Source organism: Nocardia heshunensis, assembly GCF_054782115.1.
Genome location: NZ_BAAGTC010000004.1, coordinates 127818 through 154601, shown reverse-complemented (window position 1 = coordinate 154601; position 26784 = coordinate 127818). Strand labels below are relative to the sequence as shown.

26 protein-coding genes are annotated in these 26784 nt (G+C 67.4%); 16 read left to right on the top strand and 10 right to left on the bottom strand.

The genetic code is table 11. From position 1 onward, the window contains the following. Positions 1–69: 69 nt before the first annotated feature. The gene (locus tag ACYVN4_RS13375) at positions 70–966 is read left to right on the top strand and encodes an RNA polymerase sigma factor (protein WP_460720838.1); all 897 of its coding nucleotides are present in this window, start codon (positions 70–72) and stop codon (positions 964–966) included. Here the strand turns inward: ACYVN4_RS13375 and ACYVN4_RS13370 are convergent. Beyond that, positions 963–1430: a winged helix-turn-helix transcriptional regulator gene (locus ACYVN4_RS13370; RefSeq protein WP_460720836.1), complete on the bottom strand. Its 468-nt coding sequence runs from the start codon at positions 1428–1430 to the stop codon at positions 963–965. The two genes, ACYVN4_RS13375 and ACYVN4_RS13370, sit on opposite strands and share 4 nt — an antisense overlap. Before the next feature lie 121 nt (positions 1431–1551). On the opposite strand from ACYVN4_RS13370, the gene ACYVN4_RS13365 reads away from it, so the two are divergent. Next, positions 1552–2031, top strand: coding sequence for an SRPBCC family protein (locus ACYVN4_RS13365; protein WP_460720834.1), 480 nt, complete (start codon positions 1552–1554; stop codon positions 2029–2031). Between the two features lies 1 nt (position 2032). Here ACYVN4_RS13365 and ACYVN4_RS13360 read toward each other — a convergent pair whose 3' ends face one another. Beyond that, positions 2033–2926, bottom strand: a complete 894-nt coding sequence (locus ACYVN4_RS13360) for an LLM class flavin-dependent oxidoreductase (RefSeq protein WP_460720831.1) — start codon at positions 2924–2926, stop codon at positions 2033–2035. Between the two features lie 164 nt (positions 2927–3090). Here ACYVN4_RS13360 and ACYVN4_RS13355 point away from each other — a divergent pair, with 164 nt between their 5' ends. The 7 genes from ACYVN4_RS13355 (at position 3091) to ACYVN4_RS13325 (ending at position 10913) form a co-directional block, all read left to right on the top strand. Then, a complete protein-coding gene (locus ACYVN4_RS13355) occupies positions 3091–4161 on the top strand; it encodes a DUF1707 SHOCT-like domain-containing protein (protein WP_460720829.1) in 1071 nt (356 codons plus the stop codon). 8 nt (positions 4162–4169) lie between these two features. Next, the gene (locus ACYVN4_RS13350; protein WP_460720827.1) at positions 4170–4937 is read left to right on the top strand and encodes a DUF1707 SHOCT-like domain-containing protein; all 768 of its coding nucleotides are present in this window, start codon (positions 4170–4172) and stop codon (positions 4935–4937) included. 211 nt (positions 4938–5148) lie between these two features. Then, on the top strand, positions 5149–6984 hold the full coding sequence (dnaK, locus tag ACYVN4_RS13345; protein ID WP_460720825.1) for a molecular chaperone DnaK: 1836 nt from the start codon (positions 5149–5151) through the stop codon (positions 6982–6984). Next, positions 6981–7613 carry a nucleotide exchange factor GrpE gene (gene grpE, locus ACYVN4_RS13340; RefSeq protein ID WP_460720823.1) on the top strand — a complete coding sequence of 211 codons (633 nt, stop codon included), beginning with the start codon at positions 6981–6983 and terminating at the stop codon, positions 7611–7613. Before dnaK ends, grpE begins: the two co-directional genes overlap by 4 nt. A 51-nt stretch (positions 7614–7664) precedes the next feature. Further along, a complete protein-coding gene (gene dnaJ / locus ACYVN4_RS13335; protein ID WP_460720821.1) occupies positions 7665–8843 on the top strand; it encodes a molecular chaperone DnaJ in 1179 nt (392 codons plus the stop codon). Next, positions 8843–9238, top strand: a complete 396-nt coding sequence (locus ACYVN4_RS13330; RefSeq protein WP_460720819.1) for a heat shock protein transcriptional repressor HspR — start codon at positions 8843–8845, stop codon at positions 9236–9238. The genes dnaJ and ACYVN4_RS13330 overlap by 1 nt, the downstream gene beginning before the upstream one ends. Before the next feature lie 505 nt (positions 9239–9743). After that, positions 9744–10913: a globin domain-containing protein gene (locus ACYVN4_RS13325; protein ID WP_460720817.1), complete on the top strand. Its 1170-nt coding sequence runs from the start codon at positions 9744–9746 to the stop codon at positions 10911–10913. Positions 10914–10925: 12 nt separating this feature from the next. On the opposite strand, the gene ACYVN4_RS13320 is transcribed toward ACYVN4_RS13325, so the two are convergent. The 3 genes from ACYVN4_RS13320 to ACYVN4_RS13310 form a co-directional block, all read right to left on the bottom strand. Continuing rightward, complete coding sequence (locus ACYVN4_RS13320) at positions 10926–11711, bottom strand: FAD-binding oxidoreductase (RefSeq protein ID WP_460720815.1); 786 nt, start codon at positions 11709–11711, stop codon at positions 10926–10928. 116 nt (positions 11712–11827) lie between these two features. Further along, on the bottom strand, positions 11828–12988 hold the full coding sequence (locus ACYVN4_RS13315; RefSeq protein ID WP_460720813.1) for an FAD-binding oxidoreductase: 1161 nt from the start codon (positions 12986–12988) through the stop codon (positions 11828–11830). Between the two features lie 157 nt (positions 12989–13145). Continuing rightward, positions 13146–14123, bottom strand: a complete 978-nt coding sequence (locus tag ACYVN4_RS13310) for an NADP-dependent oxidoreductase (protein WP_460720811.1) — start codon at positions 14121–14123, stop codon at positions 13146–13148. 181 nt (positions 14124–14304) lie between these two features. Between ACYVN4_RS13310 and clpB the strand changes: the two genes are divergently transcribed. The 7 genes from clpB (at position 14305) to ACYVN4_RS13275 (ending at position 22383) form a co-directional block, all read left to right on the top strand. Then, positions 14305–16860 (top strand): ATP-dependent chaperone ClpB, encoded by a 2556-nt coding sequence (gene clpB, locus ACYVN4_RS13305; RefSeq protein WP_460720809.1) that lies wholly within the window; start codon positions 14305–14307, stop codon positions 16858–16860. A 115-nt stretch (positions 16861–16975) separates the two neighbouring features. Continuing rightward, complete coding sequence (locus ACYVN4_RS13300; protein WP_460720807.1) at positions 16976–17839, top strand: DUF5666 domain-containing protein; 864 nt, start codon at positions 16976–16978, stop codon at positions 17837–17839. Between the two features lie 59 nt (positions 17840–17898). Beyond that, the gene (locus tag ACYVN4_RS13295; RefSeq protein WP_460720805.1) at positions 17899–19008 is read left to right on the top strand and encodes a hypothetical protein; all 1110 of its coding nucleotides are present in this window, start codon (positions 17899–17901) and stop codon (positions 19006–19008) included. A 145-nt stretch (positions 19009–19153) separates the two neighbouring features. After that, positions 19154–19963 (top strand): SDR family NAD(P)-dependent oxidoreductase, encoded by an 810-nt coding sequence (locus ACYVN4_RS13290; RefSeq protein WP_460720803.1) that lies wholly within the window; start codon positions 19154–19156, stop codon positions 19961–19963. A gap of 8 nt (positions 19964–19971) precedes the next feature. After that, on the top strand, positions 19972–20517 hold the full coding sequence (gene pyrE / locus ACYVN4_RS13285; RefSeq protein WP_460720801.1) for an orotate phosphoribosyltransferase: 546 nt from the start codon (positions 19972–19974) through the stop codon (positions 20515–20517). A gap of 121 nt (positions 20518–20638) precedes the next feature. Next, positions 20639–21697: a beta-ketoacyl-ACP synthase 3 gene (locus ACYVN4_RS13280; RefSeq protein WP_460720799.1), complete on the top strand. Its 1059-nt coding sequence runs from the start codon at positions 20639–20641 to the stop codon at positions 21695–21697. Further along, positions 21697–22383 carry a lysoplasmalogenase gene (locus ACYVN4_RS13275; RefSeq protein WP_460720797.1) on the top strand — a complete coding sequence of 229 codons (687 nt, stop codon included), beginning with the start codon at positions 21697–21699 and terminating at the stop codon, positions 22381–22383. Before ACYVN4_RS13280 ends, ACYVN4_RS13275 begins: the two co-directional genes overlap by 1 nt. Positions 22384–22416: 33 nt before the next feature. On the opposite strand, the gene ACYVN4_RS13270 is transcribed toward ACYVN4_RS13275, so the two are convergent. The 5 genes from ACYVN4_RS13270 to ACYVN4_RS13250 form a co-directional block, all read right to left on the bottom strand. Further along, positions 22417–23532, bottom strand: coding sequence for a phosphotransferase enzyme family protein (locus ACYVN4_RS13270; RefSeq protein ID WP_460720795.1), 1116 nt, complete (start codon positions 23530–23532; stop codon positions 22417–22419). Continuing rightward, complete coding sequence (locus ACYVN4_RS13265) at positions 23529–24851, bottom strand: purine-cytosine permease family protein (protein ID WP_460720793.1); 1323 nt, start codon at positions 24849–24851, stop codon at positions 23529–23531. The genes ACYVN4_RS13270 and ACYVN4_RS13265 overlap by 4 nt, the downstream gene beginning before the upstream one ends. Positions 24852–24938: 87 nt before the next feature. Beyond that, complete coding sequence (locus ACYVN4_RS13260; protein ID WP_460720791.1) at positions 24939–25358, bottom strand: hypothetical protein; 420 nt, start codon at positions 25356–25358, stop codon at positions 24939–24941. 119 nt (positions 25359–25477) lie between these two features. Further along, positions 25478–26089, bottom strand: a complete 612-nt coding sequence (locus ACYVN4_RS13255) for a Uma2 family endonuclease (RefSeq protein ID WP_460720789.1) — start codon at positions 26087–26089, stop codon at positions 25478–25480. A 40-nt stretch (positions 26090–26129) separates the two neighbouring features. Beyond that, positions 26130–26780, bottom strand: a complete 651-nt coding sequence (locus ACYVN4_RS13250; RefSeq protein WP_460720787.1) for a LuxR C-terminal-related transcriptional regulator — start codon at positions 26778–26780, stop codon at positions 26130–26132. Positions 26781–26784: the final 4 nt, after the last annotated feature.

Sequence of the window (26784 nt, the reverse complement as noted above, 5' to 3'; positions counted from 1 at the left end):
CCCCACGATCCCTGTTCGCGTGCGGCGTATTCGATTGCGTGCCGCGTCGTTCGCGCCCAAGCTGGCTGGATGCAGACCGAATCGGGCAGTGCCGGAGACGAGTTCGACACCGGCGCCGATCCCGGTGAGACCTCGGCGGCCTCGGACCGGGAGCTGGTCGACCGCGCGGTCTCCGGTGATCGCACGGCCGTGACAGAGGTGGTTCGGCTGCTGCAGGATCCGATCTACCGGCTGGCGCTGCGCATGGTGTGGCGGCCCGCCGATGCGGAGGATGCCACCCAAGAGATTCTGCTGCGAACGGTCGGCAATCTCGCGAGTTTCCGTGGCGAGGCCAGGCTGACCACCTGGGCGTATCGCATCGGCGTCAACTATCTGCTGAATCTGAAGCGGCAGACGCCGCAGGAGGCGCGGCAGCTCAGCTTCGACGAATACAGCGAGGGGCTGAAAGACGGGCTGGCGGACGAGGATTACCGCGGCCCGGAAGCCACCGTGCTCATCCAGGAGACGCGACTGAACTGCAGTCAAGCCATGCTGCAATGCCTCAGCCGTGACGAGCGGGTCGCCTACGTGCTCGCCGATGTCTTCGAGGTGAGTTCGGACGAGGCCGCCTGGATCGTGGACGCCACGCCCGCCGCGTATCGCAAACGGGTGGAGCGGGCGCGCAAGCGGCTCGGCAATTTCCTGGAATCGACCTGCGGACTGGCGAATCCGCAAGCCTTCTGCCGGTGTTCACGGCGGGTGGACAAAGCGGTGGAGCTGGGGCGGGTGGATCCACGGCGGCCCGCGTTCGCGGCGCACCCGATCACGCCGGGCGGGCGCAGCGTGCAACAGGCCGAAGAGCAGATGGTGCGGCTGCACGATGCGGCCGCCGTGCTCGGGGCACACCCGGATTACGCTGCGCCGCAGGCGAAGATGGAGGCCATCGCGGGCCTGCTGCGGTCCGGCCGGTTCCCGCTGCTGGGTTAGTTCGCGGTGCCGAACTTGCGTTCGTAGGCCCACGGGGCGAGTTCGGCGGTCACTGCCGCCAGGTCCGGCTCGGCGTCGCAGTCCGAACATTCCAGTCGCACAGCGACTTTCCCGGTGCAGCCGGGATGCCGGTAGGTGATGGGCGGCCCGTCCGGGGCCGCGTACCGGTCACCCCACGCGGTGAGCGCGAGGATCACCGGCTTCAGGTCGAGTCCCTTGTCGGTGAGGACGTATTCGGTGTGGCCGGTCGCGCCGCGCTGCTCGAAGATGCCGATCTCGACGAATTCGGCGAGCCGCTTGGTGAGGATGTTCGGCGCGATGCCGAGCCCACGCTGGAACTCGGTGAACCGGGTCATGCCCGCGAACATGGCATTGCGCACGATGAGCAGGCTCCAGCGTTCGCCCACGACCTCGAGCGTGCGTGCGGCCGAGCAGATCTCCCCTTCGTACATGCGTCCCAACATGACCTCAGATTGGCGCATTCGCTTGTGTGATGCAAGTAAGGTCGCTATCGTCATGAAAGTAAGTTACGCAGGCAGATGCCTGCATAAACCTTCACTCCGATCCTGAGGAACGGGACTCGTCATGACTGATCAGAACTTCACTGTCAGCTTCACCGTCGACAACACCCCCGCCGAGGTCTTCGCCGCCGTCCTGAACCCCCGAGGGTGGTGGGGACAGGACATCACCGGCGGCACCGAACGCCAGGGCGACGCCTTCGTCTACGAGGTTCCCGGCGTGCACCGCGGCGAGATCGAGCTGACCGAGGTCGTGCCCGACCGGCGCGTGGTCTGGCTGATCAAGGACAACTGGATGAACTTCGTCGAGGACAAGACCGAGTGGGTGAACAACGAGATCCACTTCGACATCACCGAAACCGAGGGCGGCACCGAACTGCGCTTCACGCAGATCGGCCTGGTTCCGGCCTACGAGTGTCACGATGTGTGCTCCCCGGCGTGGACCTTCTACGTCACCGAGAGCCTGCGCGATCTGGTCGAGACCGGCGTCGGCCGGCCCGGTCAGCTGCCCGGTCAGCGGGAGGCGATCGAGGCCGCGCGGGCCTGATTCAGAACTCGCCCAGCAGCTTTCGCGCGAGCGGGACCACCTGCCGCGCGAAACGCTGCACCTGGTCGACATCGAATCCCGGCGGCCAGTAGATGAAGGTGTCGAAACCGGCATTGCGGGCCAGATCAACGATGATCTCGGCCCACTCCTGCGGCGACCCGTGAATCGGTTCCGAGCCACGGGGATTCGGATGCAACGGCCGGTCGCTCACCACGCCCGGCAGCGCCGCCATCCGGGTGATGGTGCGCGGGTCCCGGCCCACCGAGCGCGCCACCGCGTCGATGCGGGCATTGGCGCCGGCCCACTGCTCCCACGGCATCCAATTCGGCAGGGGCGCAACCCATCCGTCGGCGGCCGAGCCGATCAGGTCCAGGGCGTGCGGGCCCAGGGCGCCGAGCCAGATGCCGATATTGTGGGCGGGTGCGGGCCCGCCCTCGATGCCCTGCACGGTGTATTCGGTGCCCACCACCGAAACCAGTTGTCCCGGACGCCATTCCGCGCGAATGATGGCGATCCCCTCGGCCAGCGCCATCAGCGCCGACCGCCCCTTGCGGGCCGGTCCGCCCATCCCGATCACGCCGCTCTCGAAAGCGCCGGACCCCAAGCCCAATTCGAACCGGCCGCCGCTGAGCAGGTCGAAGGTGGCGGCCTGCTTGGCCAGCATGGCGGGTGTGCGCAGCGGCAGATTGGCGACGCCCGGGTACACGCTGACCAGCCCGGTCGCCGCCAGGCAGGCCCCGATCACCGCGAACGCATCCCCGAATTCGGCGTTGTAGGGATGGTCCTGGATCCCGACCAGATCCAGGCCCTCGGCATCGGCGGCCACGGCCATGTCGATGACGTCCGGCAGCGCGGCCGCGACGGGCGGGATCGAGATACCGAACCTTGCCTGCATCGAGCCTCCTCACCAGCGGAAATCGACGATTCAGATCTTCGTGGGCGGCCCCGGCGATACCCGGCATTTCGGACGTCCGCCCCGCACCCGGGCGTGTCCGCGGAGGTGGTGACTCCGTATCCCGAAGCCGCGCGGCGTGGCGGGATTCCGTTTACGATCCCCGCGTGAGCTCCAGATCGTCCGGATCGGCCGGGGATGCCGCCGCGTCCGGGCGGATGCGGGCGCGGGACATCGACCGCGTGAACACCCGGGCCATGCTGGACGCCGCCTACGAGGAGGGCGAGCTCGGGGTCGAGGAGTATCACCAGCGGTCGGAGCGGGCGCAGGCCGCACAGACGCTGGGGGAGTTGCAGCGGCTGATCGGGGACCTGCAGCCGAGCGCCAAGGCCGTGAACCTGACCGCCGCCGGAAAACGGGTGCGGCGCAAGGCCGGTGGCGGGTATCCGCCCGGGACGCGGGCGCGTGACAGCGATCGACAGGCCGCGTGCGAGCTGCTCGACGCCGGGCTCGCGGACGGTCAGCTGAGCGTGGACGACCATCGCACGCTCACCGAACTCGCCGGGGGCGCAAAGACTCTGGGTGACCTCTCCCAGCTCATCGACGATCTGCAGCGACCCGCCGACGCGCCGCCGGATGCCGTGCCGCCGACCTCGCGGCGCGAGATCTGGTTCACCATCGGGGTGGTGGTGGCCAGCATTCTGGTCGCGGTCGGGACCTTCATCGCGGTGGACCGGCCCGCCGACCGGGCGGCGGGGCCACCGTCGGTCGATATCGGCGTGATCAAACCGATGGTGCTGCCCCACCCGAAGCTCACCGAGGCGGAAGGGCTCACCTACTTCCGGGACGCCTATCGCCGCAAGTTCGGTGACACCATCGTCGATTCGGCGGACCTGTTCCCCGACTACGCCTCGGTGGTGCGTGGGACGCAGCCCAATCGGCAGTCGCGCTACTACTATCGCGGCGGCTTCGATCTGGGCACCGCGCCCGAGACCAGGTCGCCGCAGACCCCCACCGTGGATCTGGCGGCCCTCGATGTCCAGGCGATCGCGGCGGTGGAGGCCCGCGCCGCGGACCTGACGAAAGTGCCGGACGGCGTCGTCGACAACCTCGATATCGTGGGCACCGCGAATGGTCCTCTCGTGCGCATCTCTGTGGGCAATACGGCCAAGGAGAGCGGCTACCTCGAAGTCACTCCGGATGGCCGGATCGTGCGCACCTCGGCGTTCGGTGGATAGGCGAGATCATGGCTGATACACGCTCCCAGGGACTGCGGGCCCGCGACTCCGATCGCGTCGACGCCTGCTCTCTGCTCGACGCGGCCCATGAACTAGGCGAGCTCTCCGCCGTCGAACACACCCAGCGCACCGCGAAAGCCATGGCGGCCACCACCTTCGGTGAATTGGACGCGGTGCTCTCGGATCTGCAGATTCCGCGCAATCTGGTGAATTCGCCAGTGGTGCGGGCGAATCGGCGTGGCCCATCCACCCGCTGGCGAGTGGCGGCCGCGATCCTGGTGGCGGCGGCCGTGCTGGGCGCTTTCGCCGGTTGCGTTTCGCGGACCGCCGCACCCAAACCCCCACTGCCCGACCCGACCACGGGCCAGGGCCTGGCCAGTTTCGTGGCCGCCTACAAGGGCCACTACGGAGACACCAAGGCCGACCAGGTCCTGCTGTTCCCCACCTACGCGATCATCGCGCGCCGCAAAGACGCGTCGGCGCGTGATGCCTCCATTCGCTACGACGGCACCTTCCAGTCCTGGTCCGATACTCCCCGCTCCCCGGACATGGACGTCTTCGATATGGCGCTGCTGGACCTGCCGAAGCTCGCCGCCCTGCTCGCGGGCGCGCCGCAGACCCTCGGCCTGGCCGGTGACCGGATCAGTCATGTCGAGATCGCCCACGGCGCGGATGGCAACCCGGTGGTCAGCATTTATGTCGGCGAGGACGGCAAGAGCGGCTATCTGACGGTCACCGCGCAGGGTGAGCCGGTGGCGGTCTACCCGCCCAACTGACCCTCCGCGTCCCCTGCAAGAATTTTTTTGTGGTGTGGGAATAGGTGACGTGCGCCTTCGGTTGGCACAGGTCAGTAAGGTTGAGTGGGTCAGACTCAAGTTCAAGTTGCGTACCGCCGCTGGCGGGTGCAGGATTGAGCGGACCACGCTCAGTGTTTCTGAGATGAAGTGCCTCAGGCACTCCAGGTACGTCAACACAGGAGGAATCACCATGGCTCGTGCGGTCGGTATCGACCTCGGGACCACGAACTCTGTCATCGCCGTTCTCGAAGGCGGCGAGCCGGTCGTCGTGGCCAACTCGGAAGGATCGCGCACCACCCCGTCGGTTGTCGCGTTCGCCAAGAACGGTGAGGTGCTTGTCGGTCAGCCCGCCAAGAACCAGGCCGTCACCAACGTCGACCGCACCATTCGGTCCGTCAAGCGCCACATGGGCGAGGACTGGTCCGTGGAGATCGACGGCAAGGGCTACACCCCGCAGGAAATCTCCGCGCGCACGCTGATGAAGCTGAAGCGCGACGCCGAGGCGTACCTCGGTGAGGAGATCACCGACGCGGTCATCACCGTCCCCGCCTACTTCGAGGACGCGCAGCGGCAGGCCACTAAGGAAGCCGGACAGATCGCGGGCCTCAACGTCCTGCGCATCGTCAACGAGCCGACCGCGGCCGCGCTGGCCTACGGCCTGGACAAGGGCGACAAGGAACAGACCATCCTGGTCTTCGACCTCGGCGGCGGCACCTTCGACGTGTCCCTGCTGGAGATCGGCGAGGGCGTTGTCGAGGTCCGCGCGACCTCCGGTGACAACCACCTCGGTGGCGACGACTGGGACGAGCGCATCGTCTCCTGGCTGGTCGACAAGTTCAAGGGCACCTCGGGCATCGACCTGACCAAGGACAAGATGGCCATGCAGCGTCTGCGTGAGGCTGCCGAGAAGGCCAAGATCGAGCTGTCGTCCTCGCAGTCGACCTCGATCAACCTGCCCTACATCACCGTCGACGCGGACAAGAACCCGCTGTTCCTCGACGAGCAGCTGACCCGCGCCGAGTTCCAGAAGATCACCTCCGATCTGCTGGACCGCACCCGCAAGCCGTTCCAGTCGGTCATCAAGGACGCCGGGATCTCCGTCGGCGACATCGATCACGTTGTGCTCGTTGGTGGTTCGACCCGTATGCCCGCCGTGTCCGACCTGGTCAAGGAACTGACCGGCGGCAAGGAGCCCAACAAGGGCGTGAACCCGGACGAGGTCGTCGCCGTCGGCGCCGCCCTGCAGGCCGGTGTGCTCAAGGGTGAGGTCAAGGACGTCCTGCTGCTCGATGTCACCCCGCTGTCGCTGGGTATCGAGACCAAGGGCGGCGTGATGACCAAGCTCATCGAGCGCAACACCACGATCCCGACCAAGCGCTCGGAGACCTTCACCACGGCCGACGACAACCAGCCGTCCGTGCAGATCCAGGTCTTCCAGGGTGAGCGCGAGATCGCCTCGCACAACAAGCTGCTCGGATCGTTCGAGCTGACCGGCATCCCGCCGGCCCCGCGCGGCGTGCCGCAGATCGAGGTCACCTTCGACATCGACGCCAACGGCATCGTCCACGTCACCGCCAAGGACAAGGGCACCGGCAAGGAGAACACGATCAAGATCCAGGACGGCTCCGGCCTGTCCAAGGAGGAGATCGACCGGATGGTGAAGGACGCCGAGGCGCACGCCGCCGAGGACAAGGCGCGGCGCGAGGAGGCGGAGACCCGCAACCAGGCCGAGTCGCTGGTGCACCAGACCGAGAAGTTCATCAAGGACAACGAGGACAAGGTCCCGGCCGACGTCAAGACCAAGGTCGAGGCGGCCATCGCCGAGGCGCAGGAAGCGTTGAAGGGCACCGACATCGCGGTCATCAAGACCGCCGTGGAGAAGCTCGCCACCGAGTCCCAGGCGCTGGGCCAGGCCATCTACGAGGCCTCGGCCGCCGATCAGGCCGCCCAGGGCAATGGTGACGCGCCGCAGTCCGACGACACCGTCGTGGACGCCGAGGTCGTCGAGGAGCCTGAGAAGAAGTGACGAACCAGAACCCGGAACCAACCATCGATCCGGCTGAGTTCGAGGGCCGCTTCGCAGCGACGGGTGAGGTTTTCGAGGCCGCGGCGGACACCGCCGCGGCCCTCGGGGCCGAGGGTTCTCCCGAAGCCGGTGCGGACGCCCTCGCCGACGCGATCACGGCCGAATTGGCCGAGCGCACCGCCGATCTGCAGCGTCTCACCGCGGAGTACGCCAACTACCGCCGCCGCGTCGAGCGTGACCGCAAGGCCACCATCGACAATGCCAAGGCGACGGTCGTGAGCGAACTGCTGCCGGTGCTCGACGATCTGGATCGCGCCCGCGCGCACGGCGACCTCGACAACGGGCCGCTCAAGTCGGTCGCGGACAAGCTGGTCACCGCCCTGCAGAAGCAGGGCCTCGAGGAATTCGGCTTGGAGGGTGAGCCTTTCGACCCGACCCTGCACGAGGCCGTGCAGCACGAGGGCAGCGGGGTCGACCCCGTGCTCGCCCTGGTGATGCGCAAGGGTTACCGCTTCGGCGATCGCGTGCTGCGGCACGCGCTGGTCGGCGTCACCGACGGTGTGGCGGATCAGGCTGCGGCGCAGCCGGATACGCAGAACGCTGGCACCGATGCCGCTGGCACTGAGTAACAACCTACCGACGCCCTCGGCGTCATCGACAGAGAAAGGAGGAGATGCCCGGTGAATCGAGAGTGGCTCGAGAAGGACTTCTACAAGGATCTGGGTGTTTCCTCCAGCGCCACCCAGGACGAGATCAAGAAGGCCTATCGCAGGCTGGCCCGTGACCTGCACCCGGACAAGAACCCCGGGGACAGCACGGCCGAGGATCGGTTCAAGGCCGTCAGCGAGGCGAATGCCGTGCTGTCGGACCCGGAGAAGCGCAAGGAGTACGACGAAGCACGAAAGCTGTTCGCCGGCGGCGGTTTCGGCCGCGGCGGGTTCACCCCGGGGGCCGGTTACGGCCAGCCGGGCGGGTTCTCCGGCGGCGAGTTCAACCTGGGTGACATCTTCGGTCCCGGCGCGAATGCCGGGGCGGCCGACGGTGGCCTCGGGGATCTGCTGGGCGGCCTGTTCAACCGGGGCGGCACCCGCACCTCGTCGCGGCCGCGGCGCGGTTCGGATGTCGAGACCGAGACCACCCTGGGCTTCCGCGAGGCCGCCCAGGGCGTGACCGTTCCGCTGCGGATGACCAGTCCGGCCGCGTGCACCACCTGCCACGGCAGCGGCGCCAAGCCGGGCACCAGCCCGCGGGTGTGCCCGCATTGCAACGGCAGTGGTGTGGTCAGCCGCAATCAGGGCGCGTTCGGCTTCAGCGAGCCGTGCGAGGACTGCCGGGGCACCGGGTCGATCATCGACGACCCGTGTGTCGACTGCCGCGGCAGCGGCATCCAGAACCGGACCCGCACCATCACCGTGCGCATTCCCCCGGGCGTGCGCGACGGGCAGCGGATCCGGCTGGCCGGTCAGGGCGAAGCGGGTCTGCGCGGTGCACCGCCGGGCGACCTGTTCGTCACCGTGCACGTCAGCCAGGACAAGGTGTTCGGCCGCAATGCCGACGACCTGACCCTGGTGCTGCCGGTCTCCTACGCCGAATTGGTGCTGGGCACCACGGTTTCCGTGCCCACCCTGGAGGGTCGCGTGGGCGTCAAGGTGCCGCCGGGCACCGCCGACGGCCGGACCCTGCGGGTGCGCGGGCGCGGTGTGCCCAAGCGCGACGGCGGCGCCGGTGACCTGCTGGTCACGGTGAAGGTCGCGATACCGCAGAAGCTGGATGACAATGCTTCCGAGGCGCTGCGGCGCTACGCGGAGGCGGAGAAGACCAGCGGGTTCGATCCACGTGCGGGATGGGCAGGTGCGTAATGAGTTCCGATCCGAAGAAAACCGAGGCTCAGTACTTTCTGATCTCGGTGGCCGCGCAGCTGGCGGGCATGCACGCCCAGACGCTGCGCACCTATGACCGACTGGGTCTCGTTTCGCCGCAACGCACTTCCGGCGGTGGACGACGCTATTCCGATCGGGATGTGGAGCTGCTCCGCGAGGTGCAGCGCCTGTCGCAGGACGAGGGCGTGAACCTGGCCGGCATCAAACGGATCATCGAACTCACCAACGAGGTCGAGGCATTGCAGCACCGGGTGAGCGAGTTGACCGCCGAGGTGGAAAGGCTGCGGGCCGGATATCGGCCCGCGCACCTGACGCCGCAGCAGCCCAGCACGGCACTCGTGGTGTGGCAGCCCCGAAACCGCCGTAGGCAGTAGCAAGACGCAACGAATGCGGCCCGGAGACCTTGTCTCCGGGCCGCATTCGTTTGCGCTCGGCGTGTCGGTTGCGGGTTGTGTGCTGAGTTGTGTGTGGGGACTGTGGGATTAGCGAAGTTCCTTGCAGTAGTTAATTACAAACAGACCGGTAGGTTATTGATATCTGTTGATTACGAGTTTTGTCCGTATGCTGCAGGGGAATTCGTTGCGGGGCGAGTTGCGGTGAGATCGCTGTTTTCCTGAGTCTTGCAAAACGGATCAGACAGGATCAACGGCCGAAACCCCGTGTTGCGCGGCGTTTTCCAGTTGAACAGTCTGTTTTCGGCTCAAAACCCCCGCAACGTTCACGTTTTCGAGGATAAAAGGGCGTGTTATTGAAACGTCCCGTTCCGTTGCTGGCTAACCTCGCCTACACTTGCTGAGCAACGGCTGCTGTCGAGTGTCCCGCAGCACTTCACTCGCCGGTCACGCCTGCGTTCGATTGCGAAATGGGGTTGTGACACAAATGGATTCGCGCACCGTCGCATTGATTAGAACAACGTTCAAGGCGGTAGCTGCGGAGGACGGTGGCCCCGAAAAGCTGGCACGATCCTTCTACGCCATCCTCTTCACGGAGTATCCGCAGGTTCGCGACTTCTTCCCCGCCGCCCTGGATGCCCAGCGCGACCGGCTGGTGAAGGCCATCGCCTACGTGGTGGACCGGCTCGAGGAACCCGAGCGGCTGCTGCCCTTCCTGGCCCAGCTCGGCCGCGATCACCGCAAGTACGGTGTGGTCGCCGATCACTATGCGGCCGTGGGGAAATCGCTCAAGAGCGCGCTCGAGGCGTACGCCGGCACCGAGCTGTGGACCGACGAGATCGGCCGTGCCTGGGACGAGGGCATCGGCGTCATCGCCAACACCATGATCACCGCCGCCGACCAGGAGACCACCCCGCCGGTCTGGACCGGCACGGTCATCGAGCACCGGGAGGTGCTGCGCAATCTGGCCGTGGTGCGGCTCAAGCTGGATCAGCCCATGCAGTACGCGGCCGGGCAGTACATGAGCGTGCAGATCCCGTCCCGCCCGCGCATGTGGCGCTACCTGTCGCCGGCGATTCCCGCGAATGCCAGCGGTGAGTTGGAGTTCCACATTCGCGGCGTCACCGGCGGCTGGGTCAGCCCGGCCATGGTCGGCCACACCCGGGTCGGCGAGCAGTGGCTGATCGGCTCACCCCTGGGCGGTCTCGGCGTGCCCCGCAATACCCGCCGCAAGATGCTGATGATCGGCTGCGGCACCGGCATCGCCCCGCTGCGTGCGCAATTGATGGCGATGTCCGCGCGTCGCTCCAACCCCAAGGTGGACATCTTCGTCGGTGGCCACTACCCCTGCGATCTCTACGATCTCGAGGTGCTCAGCCAATTGGCCTGCGCCAACAAGTGGCTCACCGTGCATCCGGTCACCGAGTCCACCGAGAACCCGTGGTGGCACTTCGACAATTCCGATGAGGCTCGGGACTTCCCGGGCCTGCAGCCGCGGCAGGTCGGTCAGATCGGCAAGATCGTGGCCGGCCACGGCGCCTGGGAGGATCGCGACGTCCAGATCGTCGGCGCGCCGTCCATGGTGCAGACCACCAAGTTTCGGCTGATGGCCGCCGGAACGTCGACCCAGAACATCCGCCACGACCCCTTGTTCTAGCGCGCGGAGTGTTCAGAACCCTTCGTAGCGAATGGATTCCGCCGGTGCGCCGATGGCCACCAGCTGATCGATGGTGTTGCGGACCATCGCCGCGCCGCCGCACACCAGGATCTGGTGGTGGTCCAGCGGCCCGAAGCGCTCGGGGATGTCGGCGATGGTGCCCGGCATCATCTCCTCCGGGTGGAAGCCGACGTTCACCCGGCACTGCTCGTACCACGGGTCGACGAGGCCCGGGTCCTCCTCGTCCTGCACCACGGGAATGACCGTGAGCCAAGGCATTTCACCGGCCAGCAGGAACAGCATGTCGGCGGCGTACAGGTCGCGCGGGTAGCGACCGCCCACGAACAGGTGGGTGCGCGGCGGTTCGGCGCGGCGCGAGACGTCCAGCAGCAGCGAGCGCATCGGGGCCAGTCCGACCCCGTCGGCGATCATCACCACGTCGGTGGTCTCGGGTTCCACCGCCAGCCAGCCCGCGGGCTCGCTGATCCGCCATTCGTCGCCCGGATGCGAGTCGGCCACGATGGCGCCGCTGCACCAGCCGCCCGGCACCGTCCGCACGTGGAATTCCAGCTTGCCGTCCAGCGACGGCGGCAGCGCGGAATACATGCGGCGCACCATGTTCGGATGCTGCGGCGTGCGCACCTCCACCGACTGCCCCGCCGCGAACGGCACGAACTCCCCGATCAACCGCACCACGGTGGTGTCCTCGCGCAGCCGGTGCGCACCGACCACGGTCGCGGTCCACTCGGTCTGCTCGCCCAGCGACAGCGGGCCGGTCTCGTCCGGGCCGATCGTCAACGCCTACTCCTCATCGTGCCTTCTCGTCATCCCGGCGCGCTCTTGGCCGGGATCCATACGGTTGCAGTGGATTCCGGCCAAAAGCACGCCGGAATGACGGGGTGGTTCTCAGCCCATCACACCGGATCGGAGCTGATCGCCGAATCCGGGGTGCCGACCGCGTACAGGGCGCGTCTGGTGTCGGCGATCATGCGGGCCGAACCGGCGATCTGGATCTGGCGGTCCGCCCAGGTCCCGAAGCTGGCCACCACCGCGCCCAGATTGCCGATCAGGCGGCGGTGCATGCCGAACGGGGTCTCGGCCGGTGGATACGGGTGCCACCACGGGTTGGTCTCGTTCTCGCAGACCGGGATCACGGTGAGCCACGGATTGGATTGCGAGAGCTGCCACATGTTCTCCACATCGTAGAGATCACACGGGTAGCGGCCGCCCATGAACAGGTGCACGCGTGGATTGATGCCGCGGCGACCCATCTCGATCAACTGTGCCCGCAACGGCGCGATGCCGGTGCCGGAGCCGATCATCAGCACATCCTTGCGGCGGCTCAGATCCACGTGCAGTCCGCCCAGCGGCGCCGCGATCATCCAGCGGTCCCCGACCTGCGTCTCGTTCACGATGGCCGGGCTCACCCAGCCGGTGCGCACCTTGCGCACGTGGAACTCGATCTCCCCGTACGGGTTCGTGGGAATCGCGGGTGACAGGTAGCGCCACATCTTGGGCCGCTGCGGAATGGCGATGGGCACGTACTGCCCGGCCTGATACGGAATCGGGGTGTCGGTCTGCAGCCGCACGATGGCCAGATCGTCCACCACCCGCCGGTGCCCGACCACCGTCGCCTCCCAATAGGGTTGCGACTTATCGGAGTTCGCGCCGATCGCCATGGACGCCGAGATCAGGATGGTGATGTCGCGCCAGCCCGCCTCCAGCGGCCGCGACCAGTTGGCGGCGCCGTTGTAACTACGGAACGCCGAGAGCAACGCGCGCCCGGCGATGTCGTAGTGCGCGGCCTCCACCCCGTACTTGCGGTGGTCGCGCGCGAGTTGCTCCAGGAAGCGCTGGGCTCGATCCCAGTCCTCCAGATTGTCGAGCACGAACTGGATGGCCGTGGCCAACCGTTTGGGCTGCATGTCCATGGCGGAGGGAAAAAGTTCCCGCAGGGCGGGGATCTCCGCGAAAAGATGACCGTAGAACGCGCTGATCAGCCGTTCGGGCCCGCTGGGGGCTTCGACGACTGTCCGAAAGTTTGCGCGGACCAGCGCTGCCGAACGCGCATCCACGACGTCGAGCTTCCCTTCCTCTGGAACAACCCCGGCACGCCTGCTGCCAGGCGGACCTCCGCGTCAAGTATCCCTGAAAAGTTGGTGGTCGCACGGATATAGCGGAGGGCCGGTCGTTTTGTGTAACTCGAGGTTCAAGTGACGAGGGCTCGGTGGGTCAGATGACGAGCACCGTCTTGCCCCGCGCGCCGGGTGCGCCGATCACGTCGGCGGCCTCCGCGAGCGGGGGCATATTTCGGATCGGGACCATCAGGTCGCCATTGCCGACCATGCGCAGCAGCTCACGCAATTCGGCAGCGCCACCGTGGGATTCGAGATTTCCGCCCCGGATGCCGCGGGCCTTCAGATCGTCCTCGTCGGCCGACCAGATGGTCGAATAGGCCGAGCCGCCCGCCTTCACCAGGCTCGCGTTGTCGGCGAACACGGGTGGCGGGGAGACCAGATCGAAGAGCACGTCGATGCCGCCCGGATCGGTGATCCGCACCGAGTCCGCGATCGACAGTTCCGAACTCTCGGCATGCGTCGGCGAGTCGGTGACGGCGACCCGGCCGTAGTTCACCACCTCGGTCGCGCCCAGGCGGATCATGCGATCGGTGTCGTCGGGGCGGGCGGTGGCGATGACATGCGCCCCGACCAGCGCGCCCAGCTGCACCAGGTAGGAGCCGACCCCGCCGGACGCGCCGACGACCAGCATCTTCTGCCCGCCGCGGACCTCGGCCGCGTGCATGAGGTCCAGCGCGGTGATGCCCGCGGTCGGCAGCGCGGCCGCCCGGATTGCGGTGACCTCGTCGGGCAGTTTGGCGATGGCGCTGTCGCGCGGCACCACGATGTATTCGGCGAAGGTGCCGTGCCCGACCGGCGGGATCAGGAACTTCCCGACCACCCGCTCACCGATCTCGAAGTCGTTCACCCCCGAACCCACCGCCGTGATGGTGCCCGCACCGTCCGTGCCGGGAATCAGGGGAAAGTCGTGGGGCAGTTTGCCGTCCAGGAAGCCGTCGATGATCCGTTTGTCGAACGGGTTCACCCCCGCCGCCTCGATCTGGATCTGGAGTTGGCCCGGCCCGACCTCGGGGACCGGCATGTCGGCGGTCTCCGGTTTTCCACCGAACTCACGGACGACGATCGCGCGCATGGAACTCCTCAGGCTAGGGCTCTTCGGAAGGTGTGATGCGTCAACGAATGCGCCCATCGTACGCGTAGCGTAGAAAACGGCCTGGGACTCTGGACCTGGCGTCGAAAACTGGTCAGACTTGAGCGGAACAGACTCAACTTCTACCGCGTTGTAGTCAACAACGACTAGTAGGAAGGTGACAGTGGACTCGTTCAATCCCACCACCAAGACCCAGGCGGCGCTGACCGCCGCACTCCAGGCGGCCTCGGCCGCCGGAAACCCGGAGATCCGTCCGGCGCACTTGCTGGTGGCGTTGCTGGATCAGACCGACGGCATCGCCGCCCCCTTGCTCAAGGCCGTCGCGGTCGACCCGGCGGCGGTCCGACGCGAGGCCCAGGACATCGTCGACCGGCTGCCGCGCGCCAGCGGCGCGACCACCAGCCCCAACCTCGGGCGCGAGGCACTGGCGGTGGTCACCGCCGCCCAGCGACTCGCCACCGAGATGGGCGACGAGTACGTCTCCACCGAACACATGATGGTCGGTCTGGCCCAGGGTGATTCGGATGTCTCGCAGCTGCTACTGAAGTACGGCGCGACCGCCGACGCGCTGCGCGAGGCGTTCACCGCCGTGCGCGGCAACACCCGCGTCACCACCGCCGACCCCGAGGGGCAGTACCAGGCGCTGGAGAAGTACTCCACCGATCTGACCGCCGCCGCCCGCGAGGGCAAACTGGACCCGGTCATCGGGCGTGACACCGAGATCCGCCGTGTCGTCCAGGTTTTGAGCCGCCGCACCAAGAACAACCCGGTGCTCATCGGCGAACCCGGCGTCGGCAAGACCGCCATCGTGGAGGGGCTGGCCCAGCGCATCATCGCGGGCGACGTCCCGGAATCGTTGCGCGGCAAGAAGCTCATCTCGCTCGACCTGGGCGCGATGGTGGCCGGCGCCAAGTATCGCGGTGAGTTCGAGGAGCGGTTGAAGGCCGTCCTGGAGGAGATCAAATCCGCTGCGGGGCAGATCATCACGTTCATCGACGAGCTGCACACCATTGTGGGCGCGGGCGCGACCGGCGAATCCGCCATGGACGCGGGCAATATGATCAAGCCCCTGCTCGCCCGGGGCGAACTGCGGCTGGTCGGCGCGACCACCCTCGACGAGTACCGCAAGTACATCGAGAAGGACGCGGCCCTGGAACGCCGCTTCCAGCAGGTGCTGGTGGGCGAGCCGTCGGTGGAGGACACCGTCGGCATCCTGCGTGGGCTCAAGGAGCGCTACGAGACGCACCACCACGTGCGCATCACCGACTCCGCGCTGGTGGCGGCCGCGACCCTGTCCGACCGCTACATCACCTCCCGGTTCCTGCCGGACAAGGCCATCGACCTGGTCGATGAGGCCTCGTCGCGGCTGCGCATGGAAATCGATTCCCGCCCGGTGGAAATCGACGAGATCGAGCGCGTCGTGCGACGGCTCGAGATCGAAGAGGTGGCCCTGGCCAAGGAGACCGACGAGGCGTCCAAGCAGCGGCTGGAGAAGCTGCGCTCCGAACTCGCCGACGACCGCGAGAAGCTCAATCAGTTGATGACCCGCTGGCAGAACGAGAAGCAGGCCATCGACTCGGTGAGCGGGCTCAAGGAGCAGCTGGAGAAGCTGAAGGGCGAATCCGCCCTCGCCGAGCGCGACGGCGACCTGGGCAAGGCGGCCGAACTCCAGTACGGGCGAATCCCCAAGCTGGAGAAGGAGATCGCCGAGGCCGAGGTCAAAGCGAAGACGGCCGCCGACGGTGACGTCATGCTCAAGGAGGAGGTCGGCCCGGACGATATCGCCGAGGTGGTGTCCGCCTGGACGGGTGTCCCCGTGGGCAAGATGATGGAGGGCGAGACCCAGAAGCTGCTGCGCATGGAGGACGAACTCGGTCACCGGGTGGTCGGGCAGAGCGAAGCCGTGCAAGCGGTTTCGGATGCCGTGCGCCGCGCACGGGCCGGGGTCGCCGACCCCAACCGGCCCACCGGATCCTTCATGTTCGTCGGCCCGACCGGTGTCGGTAAGACCGAGCTCGCGAAGGCGTTGGCAGACTTCCTGTTCGACGACGAGCGCGCCATGGTCCGCATCGACATGAGCGAGTACTCCGAGAAGCATTCGGTGGCCCGTCTGGTCGGTGCGCCTCCCGGCTACGTCGGCTACGACCAGGGCGGCCAGCTCACCGAGGCGGTGCGGCGACGCCCGTACACGGTGGTGCTGTTCGACGAGATCGAGAAGGCCCACCCGGACGTCTTCGACATCCTGCTGCAGGTGCTCGACGAGGGCCGCCTGACCGACAGTCAGGGCCGCACGGTCGATTTCCGCAACACCATCCTCATCCTGACCTCGAATCTGGGTGCGGGCGGTGACAAGGAGACGGTCATGAATGCGGTGCGCCGCGCCTTCAAGCCGGAGTTCCTCAACCGGCTCGACGACGTGGTCATGTTCCACGCGCTCAACGGGGAACAACTGGAGCACATCGTGGACATCCAGTTGGACCAGCTGCAGAAGCGGCTTTCGCAGCGTCGGCTGAAATTGGACGTGGCCGAGGCTGCCCGCAACTGGCTGGCCTCGCGCGGCTACGACCCCGCCTACGGCGCGCGTCCGCTGCGTCGCCTGATCCAGCACGCCATCGGCGACTCGCTCGCCAAGGAGCTGCTGGCCGGTGAGGTGAAGGACGGCGACATCGTGAAGGTGAACGTCACCCCCGACGGCGACGGCCTGATCGTCGGTCGCTGACCGGCGAGAACATCGACCCCCGCACGAACTCCGGTTCGGGCGGGGGTCTTGCTCTTTGGGAACCGTCCGGTCGAGTTAGGGGCTGGTATGGGGTACTCCGCCTACCCTGGAACCCATGACTAATCCGAGCGATCCGTGGTCGCCGCGGCCGGAACCGGGCCCGGGGGAGGGGCCCGCGCAGTCGGCCACCCCCGGCGGCCACCCCTCGGATGGCGGGATGGGGTACGGGCCCACCGAGGCCATACCTACCGGTCAGGTCGACTATTTCGGGCAGCCGCCCGGCCCGGACGCGACCCGGGTGATGCCACCCGCCGACGCGCAGTGGGGCGGCTACGAGACCGGCGGCGGCGTGGAGCCGACCGCCGTCTATCCCGGGCAACCGGGATACGCGCCCACCAGCGGCTACGGCGACACGAACAGCTATGGCGCGCCGGGCTATCCGGGTGGTCCCGGGATGCCGCCCGGCGGTTACGCGCCCGCGGGGTTCCCACAGAATCCGCCGCCGCCCCCGCCCCCGCGCAAGACGACGATGTGGGTGATGCTCGGCATCGGGGCCGTGCTGCTGGTCGCCATCGCGGGCGTCGTGGTGGGCACCCTGCTGGGGCACAAGGATTCCTCGGACACCGCGGCCGCGCCCAGCACCGTCCGGACCGCCTATCCGCTGCCGGGCAACACCTCGGTGGTGCCGCTACCCAGCGGGATTCCGACCATTCCGGGACTCGGCGACCTGGATCAGCTCGGCGCCCAGATGGGCACCATCGCCAGCAATGACGGCTCGACGCTGACCATCACCACCCTGTCCGGCGGCTCGGCGACGGTGAAGACCGACGCCAACACGCAGGTGATCTCGCTGGGCAGCACCAAGGTCGCCGATCTGACCATCGGGGAAGTCGTTATGGTGCAAGGCGATAAGAACGCCGACGGGTCGATTCAGGCGAAGCTGATCTTCAGTACCTCGCTGCCGAGTGGGACCCGATGAGCGACAAAGCTGCAGGCGTGCCGGGCATTACGTGCACCAACTGGATAGGGTAGGCGGCGATGACGGCGATATGGTTCGGGCTGGCGGCGATCGCACTGGTGGGCGCGATCGTGCTGCTCTATTTCGATCGGCTGCAGCGGCAGCGCACGGGGCACGTTCGGCAGGTCTGGGCGAAATCCCAGGGCTACACCTATGTTTCGGTGGAGCCCGCGCTGGCGGCCACCTGGCGGCGCGGGGCGCTGGCCAAACTCGGCTACCTGTCCGCGGTGGATGTGGTGTCCGGCAACCGCAAGGGCGAGAAGTTCGTGCTCTTCGATCTGGAGGACGCCGCCACCCTGGTCGCGGTGCGCCGGCAGATCGGCTCGGACATCGATATCGACCTGCGGCTGAAAACCGCGGCGCCGCCGAAGGATCACGATCTGGAACTGCTCGGCGCCATCGGTGACCGGGTGGTCTTCGCCACCAACCCGGATATCGCCCGGCACGCGGTGGACCAGCGCATGGTGGCGTTCATCGAATCGCTGCCCGACACCGTGCAACAGCTGTGGTCCGAAGGCAATTGGACGCTCGGCATGCTGCCGGTCGGCGCGGTCGCCAAGGACTGGGAGATGGCCATCGACGCCGTGCTGCGGCTGTCGGGCCTGCTGCATGTGCTGCCGCCGGTCATCAATGCCGAGCGCGGTCGCGACGAACTGCCCGAACCGGGCAGCTCGCACCCGATGCCCGAGGACGACGAGTACGACGGCCACGACGAGTTCGGCGACTTCGGCGACGACGAGCCGGTCCGGCCGCGCACCCGCCCGCAGGCCGACCCGCGCGCCCGGGGCCGTGCCGAGGACGACTACGACTCGCCACTGGTCAGCGATATCGCCGGGGCCAGCGAATCCGACGACGAGGCCGAGAACTGGCGTCCCGCGCTGAAGGTCGTACCGGATCCGCGCAACCGTCCGCGCCGCAACTGGCCGCCCGCCCCGGAGGACGAGGCGGAGTTCGGCCAGGCCGACCCGGATGACGAAGACCGTTGGGCCGAACCCGAATCCGAGGAGCGGGGCGAGGATCCCGACCGCGAGCCGGAGGAGGGCTGGCGCCGGGATCAGGGTCGCAGCGCCCCGCCCGGCGGACCGTTCCACCCCGGCTTCCGGCCCTACCAGGGCCCAGCCCCGAGGTGACCCGCCGCGCCCCCTTCCCACGGCACGCCGCAGCCACGTCGCATCTGCGTGATTTCGCAGTCTGTGGGACGGGCAGGGATCAGAATGGGGGCGCAGTTCCGGTCATCGCCGACCGCTCCCCTCACGTGCGAGTGATAGGCCGTCGATGATCGAGAGTTCCCCTGCCCGCCTGCCCGGCGCGCATCGTCCGGTGGCCTTGGTCACCGGGCCGACGTCCGGCATCGGCAAGGGATACGCCACCCGGCTCGCCGCACTCGGCTACGACCTGGTGCTGGTGGCACGCGATGAGGACCGGCTGACCGCGCTCGCGCACGACGTGCAGGTGCGGTTCGGTGCGCGCGCCGAGGTGTTGCCCGCCGATCTGGGCCGCCCCCACGATCGTGATCTGGTGGCCGCCCGCCTGGCCGACGGCGTCGAATTCCTGGTCAACAACGCGGGTTTCGGCATGTCGGGCGAATTCTGGTCGCAGGGCCCCGACGCCCTGCAGAACCAACTGGATGTGAATGTCACGGCCGTGGTGCAGCTCACCCGGGCGGCCCTGCCGCCCATGCTGCACGCGGCCAAGGGCACGGTGGTGAACGTGGCCAGCACGGCCGGGCTGATTCCCGGACGGGGCTCGACCTATTCGGCCTCCAAGGCGTACGTCGTATCCTTCTCCCAAGGGCTGGCTGGCGGGCTGGCCGGGACCGGAGTTCGGGTGCAGGCATTGTGCCCGGGATTCGTTCGTACCGAATTCCATGAGCGAGCCGGAATCGATATGGCCTCGTTGCCGCGACCACTGTGGTTGAGCGTGGACGAGGTGGTGGCCGGTTCGCTGCATGATCTGGAGAAGGACCGGGTGATCAGCGTGCCCGGCATGCAGTACAAGGCGATCGTCGCGATCGCCGGGCTCATCCCCCGATCCCTGGTGACCCGCCTGAACCGGGGCCTGTTCAACGCACGCGGAAGGACATAGACACAGCAATGCAGGTAACGACGACCGACCGGGACAGACTCGCGGCCCTGGTGCGCGACCTCGCCGTGGTGCACGGCCGGGTGACCCTGTCCTCGGGCAAGGAAGCCGACTACTACGTGGACCTGCGCCGGGCCACGCTGCATCACGAGGCGGCTCCGCTGATCGGCAAGTTGCTACGTGAACTGGTGGCGGACTGGGACTTCGACTCGGTGGGCGGGCTCACCATGGGCGCGGACCCGGTGGCGGCCGCGGTCATGCACGCGCCGGGGCGTCCCATCAACGCGTTCGTGGTCCGCAAGGCCGCCAAGACGCACGGCATGCAGCGCCAGATCGAGGGCCCGGACATCGTGGGCAAGCGGGTGCTGGTGGTCGAGGACACCACCACGACCGGCAACTCCCCGATCACCGCGGTGCGCGCACTGCGTGACGCGGGAGCAATCGTGGTGGGTGTGGCGACGGTGGTGGACCGCGAGACCGGTGCAGACGGCATCATCGCCGCGGAGGGCCTCGAATACCGTTCCATCCTGGGACTGAAGGACCTCGCGCTCAGTTAGGACATATGTCCCTACCTTTGCGTTAACACGACATGGCTCTGGGCTGAACCCTTGCTCTGGGTTAGCCTGGGGCTGGTCTTTTGTCCGACAAAGGTGTTGTGAAGGGTCGTGTGAGTCACCTGTGGTGAGCATTGCTATCAACAAAGGTCATCAGAACGTCGCAATGCTCGGCATCGGCGCCTACCGGCCCCAGCGCCTCGTCAGCAACGCTGACGTGTGCGAAACCCTGGACTCCACTCCCGAGTGGATCTTCGAGCGCACCGGTATTCACAACCGGCGCTGGATCTCCGGTGACGAGACCCTGCGCAGCATGGCGGTGGCGGCGGGCAACCGGGCGCTGAACAACACCGGCATCGACCGATCCAAGATCGGCGCGCTGCTGTTCTGCACCTCCAGCTGGCTCAAGCTGACCCCGCACGGCGCGCCCAGCGTGGCCGCCGATCTCGGCATGAACGGCATCCCGGCCTTCGACCTGACGTCGGGCTGCGGCGGTTTCGGCTACGGCCTGGGCGTCGCCACCGACATGATCCGTTCCGGCTCGGCCGAATACATCCTGGTGATCGGGGCGGAGACGATGACCGTCGGCCTCGATCCCAAGGACCGCGGCACCGCCATGATCTTCGGCGACGGCGCCGGTGCGGTCGTGGTCGGGCCCAGCGAGGAGAACGGCATCTCGCCGACCGTGTGGGGCTCAGACGGCGAGAACGCCGAGGCCATCTCCCAGGACGTCGACTTCCTGGAGTTCATGAACAAGGCGCAGCGCCTGCAGGGCACCGATCCGGCCGTCGAGCCGGTGGGCCGGATGTCGCTGCACATGGAGGGCCCCAAGGTTTTCCGCTGGGCCGCCGTTACGCTGCCGCGCGCGCTGTCCAGCGCCATCGAGGTGTCCGGCGTGGCCAAGGAGGACATCGAGGTGTTCATTCCGCACCAGGCCAATGCCCGCATCAACGAGCTGATGAAGAAGAATCTCGGGCTCGCCGACGACATCCCGATGGCCAATGACATCGAGAACACCGGCAACACCTCGGCCGCCTCGATCCCGCTGGCCATGGAGGAGATGCTGGTGACCGGCAAGGCCAAGGGCGGTCAGCTGGCACTGCTGCTGGGCTTCGGCGCGGGCCTGTCCTACGCGGGCCAGGTCGCGGTGCTGCCGCCCGCTCCGGCCGAACCCAGCTTCTGATGGCCCGCCCGTTCCGCGCCGCGTTCGTCGGCGCGGCGGCGGTGACCGTGTTCGGCGCGGTCACCGGTCGCGAGAAATTGCAGTGGGTCGCAAAGCCTTTGCTGATGCCGTTGCTCGCTGCAGACGTGGTAGCTAACGGCAGCTATCTGGACCGCACCGATCGCAAGGTGCTGCTCGGATCGCTGGCGGCGGCCACGGTCGGCGACGTGTTGCTGATCGAACCCGATGACGATCGCCGATTGATAGCGGGCGCTTCGTCTTTCGCGGTCATGCAGTCCGGGTACTCGTGGCTGTGGTTCCGGCGCGGCGGTCGCCCGCGGGCTCAGATCGCGCTGCCGCGGGTGGCGGCCTGGCTGGGTGCGGCGACGCTCATGCGGTTCAAGGCCCCGAGTGTGGCTGTCCCGCTGACCGTTTACGGTGCCACCCTGGGTACCGCCGCCACTCTCGCCTCCGATCCGGATCTGGCTCGGGACGCGAAGAATATTGCGGGCGTGAATGTTCCGAACGCGGACCCGCACAGCCGCCTCGGACTCGGCGCGCTGCTGTTCACGCTGTCGGACGGATTGATCGTGCTGCGCCGCATTTTCGCGCGCGGGGAGAAGTCGCGCCGGGTGACCGAGGGCGTCATTCTCGGCACGTACGCGGCCGCGCAATATCTGCTGGCGGATCCGCGCGCACATCGGTAATCGAATCGGTCACCGAATAGGTCGCAGAACGATTCACGTTGTTACCGACAACGCGAGCCGTGAAATTGTGGTGGCCGCCGCTATTCCGGATCGAGATTCGGTCCACCAGGCGGTATGGCCGAGAAAATACTCGACATAGGCGATTTCGGCATTCTTCGCATTGCCGCCCGGGATGACGCTCAGGAAGTAGTCGATCTCCGAGAGTTCGTACTCGCAATGGACGAGTGGGAGCAGCGCGGGAAGGGCGCGGCGTTCGGCCGCCGTCAAATTCCGCACCGATTGGTATTTCTGGAGCAGCGCCCCGACCTGATCCATCCGAACATGCGCGGACCCGCCGTCCCGGATCGAAATCCAGTCCACGGCACAACGTTCGATGGCGGTGGCGAGATCGTGGATGGCAGTGGTGCGGTCGCAGAGACCGAAATCGATGACGGCGGACACCGCGCCCTCGCGCCACAACAGGTTGGTGCCGTGCCAATCATTGTGTGTCCACAGCGGTTCCAGATCGGCCAGTAGCGGGTAGAGGCGTTCATGGGCCGGAAGATGGACGCGTTCCATATCACCGCGCCAGTCGCGTTCGGCCAGGAATGCGCCCAGCGCCGGTCGTGCCACGCCCCGATCCGCCACGGCGGCAAGCGGATCGGCGGCGGCGAAGACGGTGAAGCCCGCCTGCAACGGCCGCGGCGGCCGGGCCGGGGCGTCGTATCCGGCGGCCGCCAGGTGTAGGCGGGCCAGCATCTCGCCCGCAGCGCCTGCCTCCGCGACCGAGCGGTAGGGCGACCAGGAGAACACGCCCGCGTATTCGTCCGAGCCGGTGCCGAATTCCTGTACCTCGTAGCTGAATTCGCCTAGTTCGGCGGTCTTGGGCACCCGCGGCACCGGAATCCCCCGGGCACGCAGGTGGGCGGTGAAACGGTGTTCCTCGCCGAGCGCGGCCGCATCGCGCAGGGTGCGGGGGAGGCGCTTGAGGATGACCTCTTGCCCGTCGGGCTGCCGCACTCGCGCGGTGGCCGAGAGTGGCCGCGGGCTGCGCCAGACGATGGCCGCGTCCGCGCCCAGCACCGCCTCGACCTCACCGGAAGTCAGTGCGGGCCAGTCGGGTTCGACGAGCGCGTCGAACCCCATGCCGTAGACGCGGCCGTCGGTCATCCCCGCCGCAACCGGACCAGGAGCGCGGTCACCGCCGCGGCGGCCAGGAAGGAGTAGAGCGAGGCCGAGGACCACCAGCCGGGATGCACGTGCATGGTGTCCTGCGCCTTGGTCCAGAAGTCGGTCCAGTAGGAGATCGAGCCCGGATTGAACAGCTGGTAGATCACGAAGCCGATGGCCCACGGCAGCAACATGAGCGGCCGGGTGGGCGCGTGCTGGCTCAGGTCCCAGCCCTGGCGGCCGCGGCCGAAGAAGTAGTCGACGATCAGCACCGCGCACAGCGGCACGAAGACCGAACCGATCAGCACCAGGAAGTTGGCGTAGTTGCTGAAGTCGCGCACCGGCAGCGCCAGCAGCGTGACGACCAGGCCGACGAATCCCGCGAGCAGGCGGCGGTCCACCCGGGGCAGCAGGTTCTGGATGGACATGGCCGTCGAATAGATATTGGCGAAGGACTGATCCGATTCGCGCAGCACCAGGACCGCGAAGAACAGCCAGCCCGCGGTCACGCCGAGGAAGGTGTCGAAGATGTTGTCGCTGTTGCCCGCGTGCAGGATCGCCAGGATGCCCAGCAGGTAGCACCAGACCTGCGCGATGGAGTAGCCGAGCACGGTGGCCCCGGCGGCGGTCTTGGCGGTGCGCGAGTGCCGGGTGTAGTCGGCGGCCAGCGGCACGAAGGAGATGGAGACCGCGAGGGTGGAGTCCACGGCGGGCCAGAAGCCGCTCCAGCTGGTGCCGGTGGGCAGTGGAATCGGCTGGCGCAGTAGCTGAATCGTGAAGTAGATCAGCGCGATGGCGACCGCCACCGACACGTACTTGCGCAGCGCCCGCACCGCGGACAGCGGCCAGATCGCCATCACCGTGGACAGTGCGCCCGCCGCCACGATGACGATCCAGTGCGGGACCTTGTCGTGGGTGAGCGCGTTGACGCCGAGGGTGATGACCGTGAGTTCGTAGACGCCCCAGCCGATGCACTGCACGATGTTCGCGACCGTGGGCACGTAGGACAGCTTGGTGCCGAACAGTCCGCGCAGCATCGCCATGGCCGGTGCTCCGGTGCGGGCTCCGATCGCGGACGGCCCCGCGACCATGGCCGCACCGATGACCGTGCCGACCACGGTCGCCAGCAGCGCCCCGATGAGCGGCAGCCGCACGCCCTCCGACGGCGACAGCACCACGGCCGCGCCGCTGAACCCGATGAGGCTGACCCCGATGTTCAGCCAGAACGCCGCCTGATCGGTGAACCCGAGGGTGCGCGGCGGCTGGGTGTCGAGCACCAGCGGCGCTTCTCTGTGGTCCGGTTTGTCGGCGATCGTCATGTCGAGGATGCTACGGCCAGGATCGGGCAAAACTGGCAGCCAGGTGCCCCTGACCTGGATATATGTTTGACGGGTGCGGGATTGGGATCACAGGCAGAGCATGATGCGGTCGCGGTTGGCCGGGTCCACGCGGATCGAAATGGTGCCGCCGACAGTGATTCTCGGCTTCACGACCGGTTCCACGTCGAAGATGATGCTGCCGTAGTAGGTCTGCGAACCCGGCACCACGAGTTCGAGATCGAGTTCGGTGATCTCGGTGCAGTGGTCCGTGCGCCGCAGCGGGTGGACGGCTTCGATGTTCGCCCAGCCTTCGAGCCCGTGACGGCGCAGTTTGCGGTCGGAGCGGGTGGGTCGTTGCGCGAAGAGCATGCCGAGTCCGAGGAAGGTACCGAAAAGACCGACCAGTGTGATGACTTGGAGCGGTACGGTCCCCGGCGGCGTGAGCGGAACGATCCAGCCCAGCCAGACGCCGAGAGCGATCAGATAGGCGGCTGTCACTCCGAGCACTGTTCGGATAATGCGCGCGTGGTCCATGACACCCTCCAACCACGGCTTACGGAACTCCAGGATAGTCCCGAATGGCGCCGTGCGGGGGCAGATTCCGCGAGGTCAGGGGGTATTTCTGCTCAAACCGATGCGTTCGAGGCCCGTAGCGCGGTGAGTGCGTCGAGATCGAGTGGCAGGGTCATGCCGTCGACCTCGAGGGCGACCTGCCCCGTGTACTCACCGGTCGGTACGTATTGCTGGTCCCGCAGCCGGTAGGTCAGCAGCCGCAGCGCATCCTCGGTCTCCAACAGCCAATAATGTTCGATCCCTGCCGCGGCATACTCCGCGAACTTCATCACCCGATCCACGCGCCGCGAACCCGGCGACACGATCTCGACGGCGGCGAGCACATCCGCAGGCCGCACCCGCGTAGCGTGCTCCGCCCCGGCGGCACCGCCCACGATCAGCACATCCGGGACTCGCACGGTCGGTGGCGAGCCTTCGTCGATGAGCAATTCGATGCGCGCCATGGCCGCGACCCGGCGCGGCAGCGCCCGCTCGAGTTGCGCGGCCAGCCGCCACACCGCGAGCTGATGCCGCGGCGGCTGCGGCGCGACCACCAGCACGCCGTCCACCAATTCGCGGCAGTGTCGATTGTTCTCGGGCAGCAGCGACCATTCGGCAATGGTGAGCAGGTGATTCGGCCAGTATTCAACCGATTTCAGCAATTCCGCGGAACTCGACCGAGTCATGCCCTCCAGTGTTCCACGCTCGGCAACCCCGCAGTGACCTTTAGCCTTTCAATCGCAGAACCGCCAGCACCCGCCGGTGATGCAGATCCGACGGCGGCAGTTCCAGCTTGGTGAAGATGTTGCCGATGTGCTTCTCCACCGCGCGTTCGGACACCGTCAGCGCCTGTGCGATGGCCGAATTCGACAATCCCTGCGCCATGGATTCGAGCACCTCGCGTTCGCGCGGGGTCAGCCGCGCCAGTGAATCCTGTTGCCGGGCAGCACCCATGAGCTGGCTCACCACTTCCGGATCCAGGGCCGTGCCGCCGGTGGCCACCCGGCGCAGGGCCTCGACGAAATCGGTCACATCGGCCACCCGGTCCTTGAGCAGGTAGCCCACCCCGCCCGCACCTGCGGCCAGTAGCTCGGTGGCATAACGGGTTTCGATCCACTGCGAGAACACCAGCACGCCGGTCGCGGGATGGCTGCGGCGCAGTGCGAGCGCGGCCAGCAATCCCTCGTCGGTGAAGCTCGGCGGCATCCGGACATCCACCACGGCCACGTCGGGCGCGTGCTCGGCCACCGCGACATGCAGACCGGTCGCGTCGCCCACGGTGGCCACCACCTCGAAACCGCGTTCGGCCAGCAATGCGGTCAGGCCGTCGCGCAGAATGGCGTTGTCCTCGGCGATCACCACGCGCAACGGGTTCATGCCC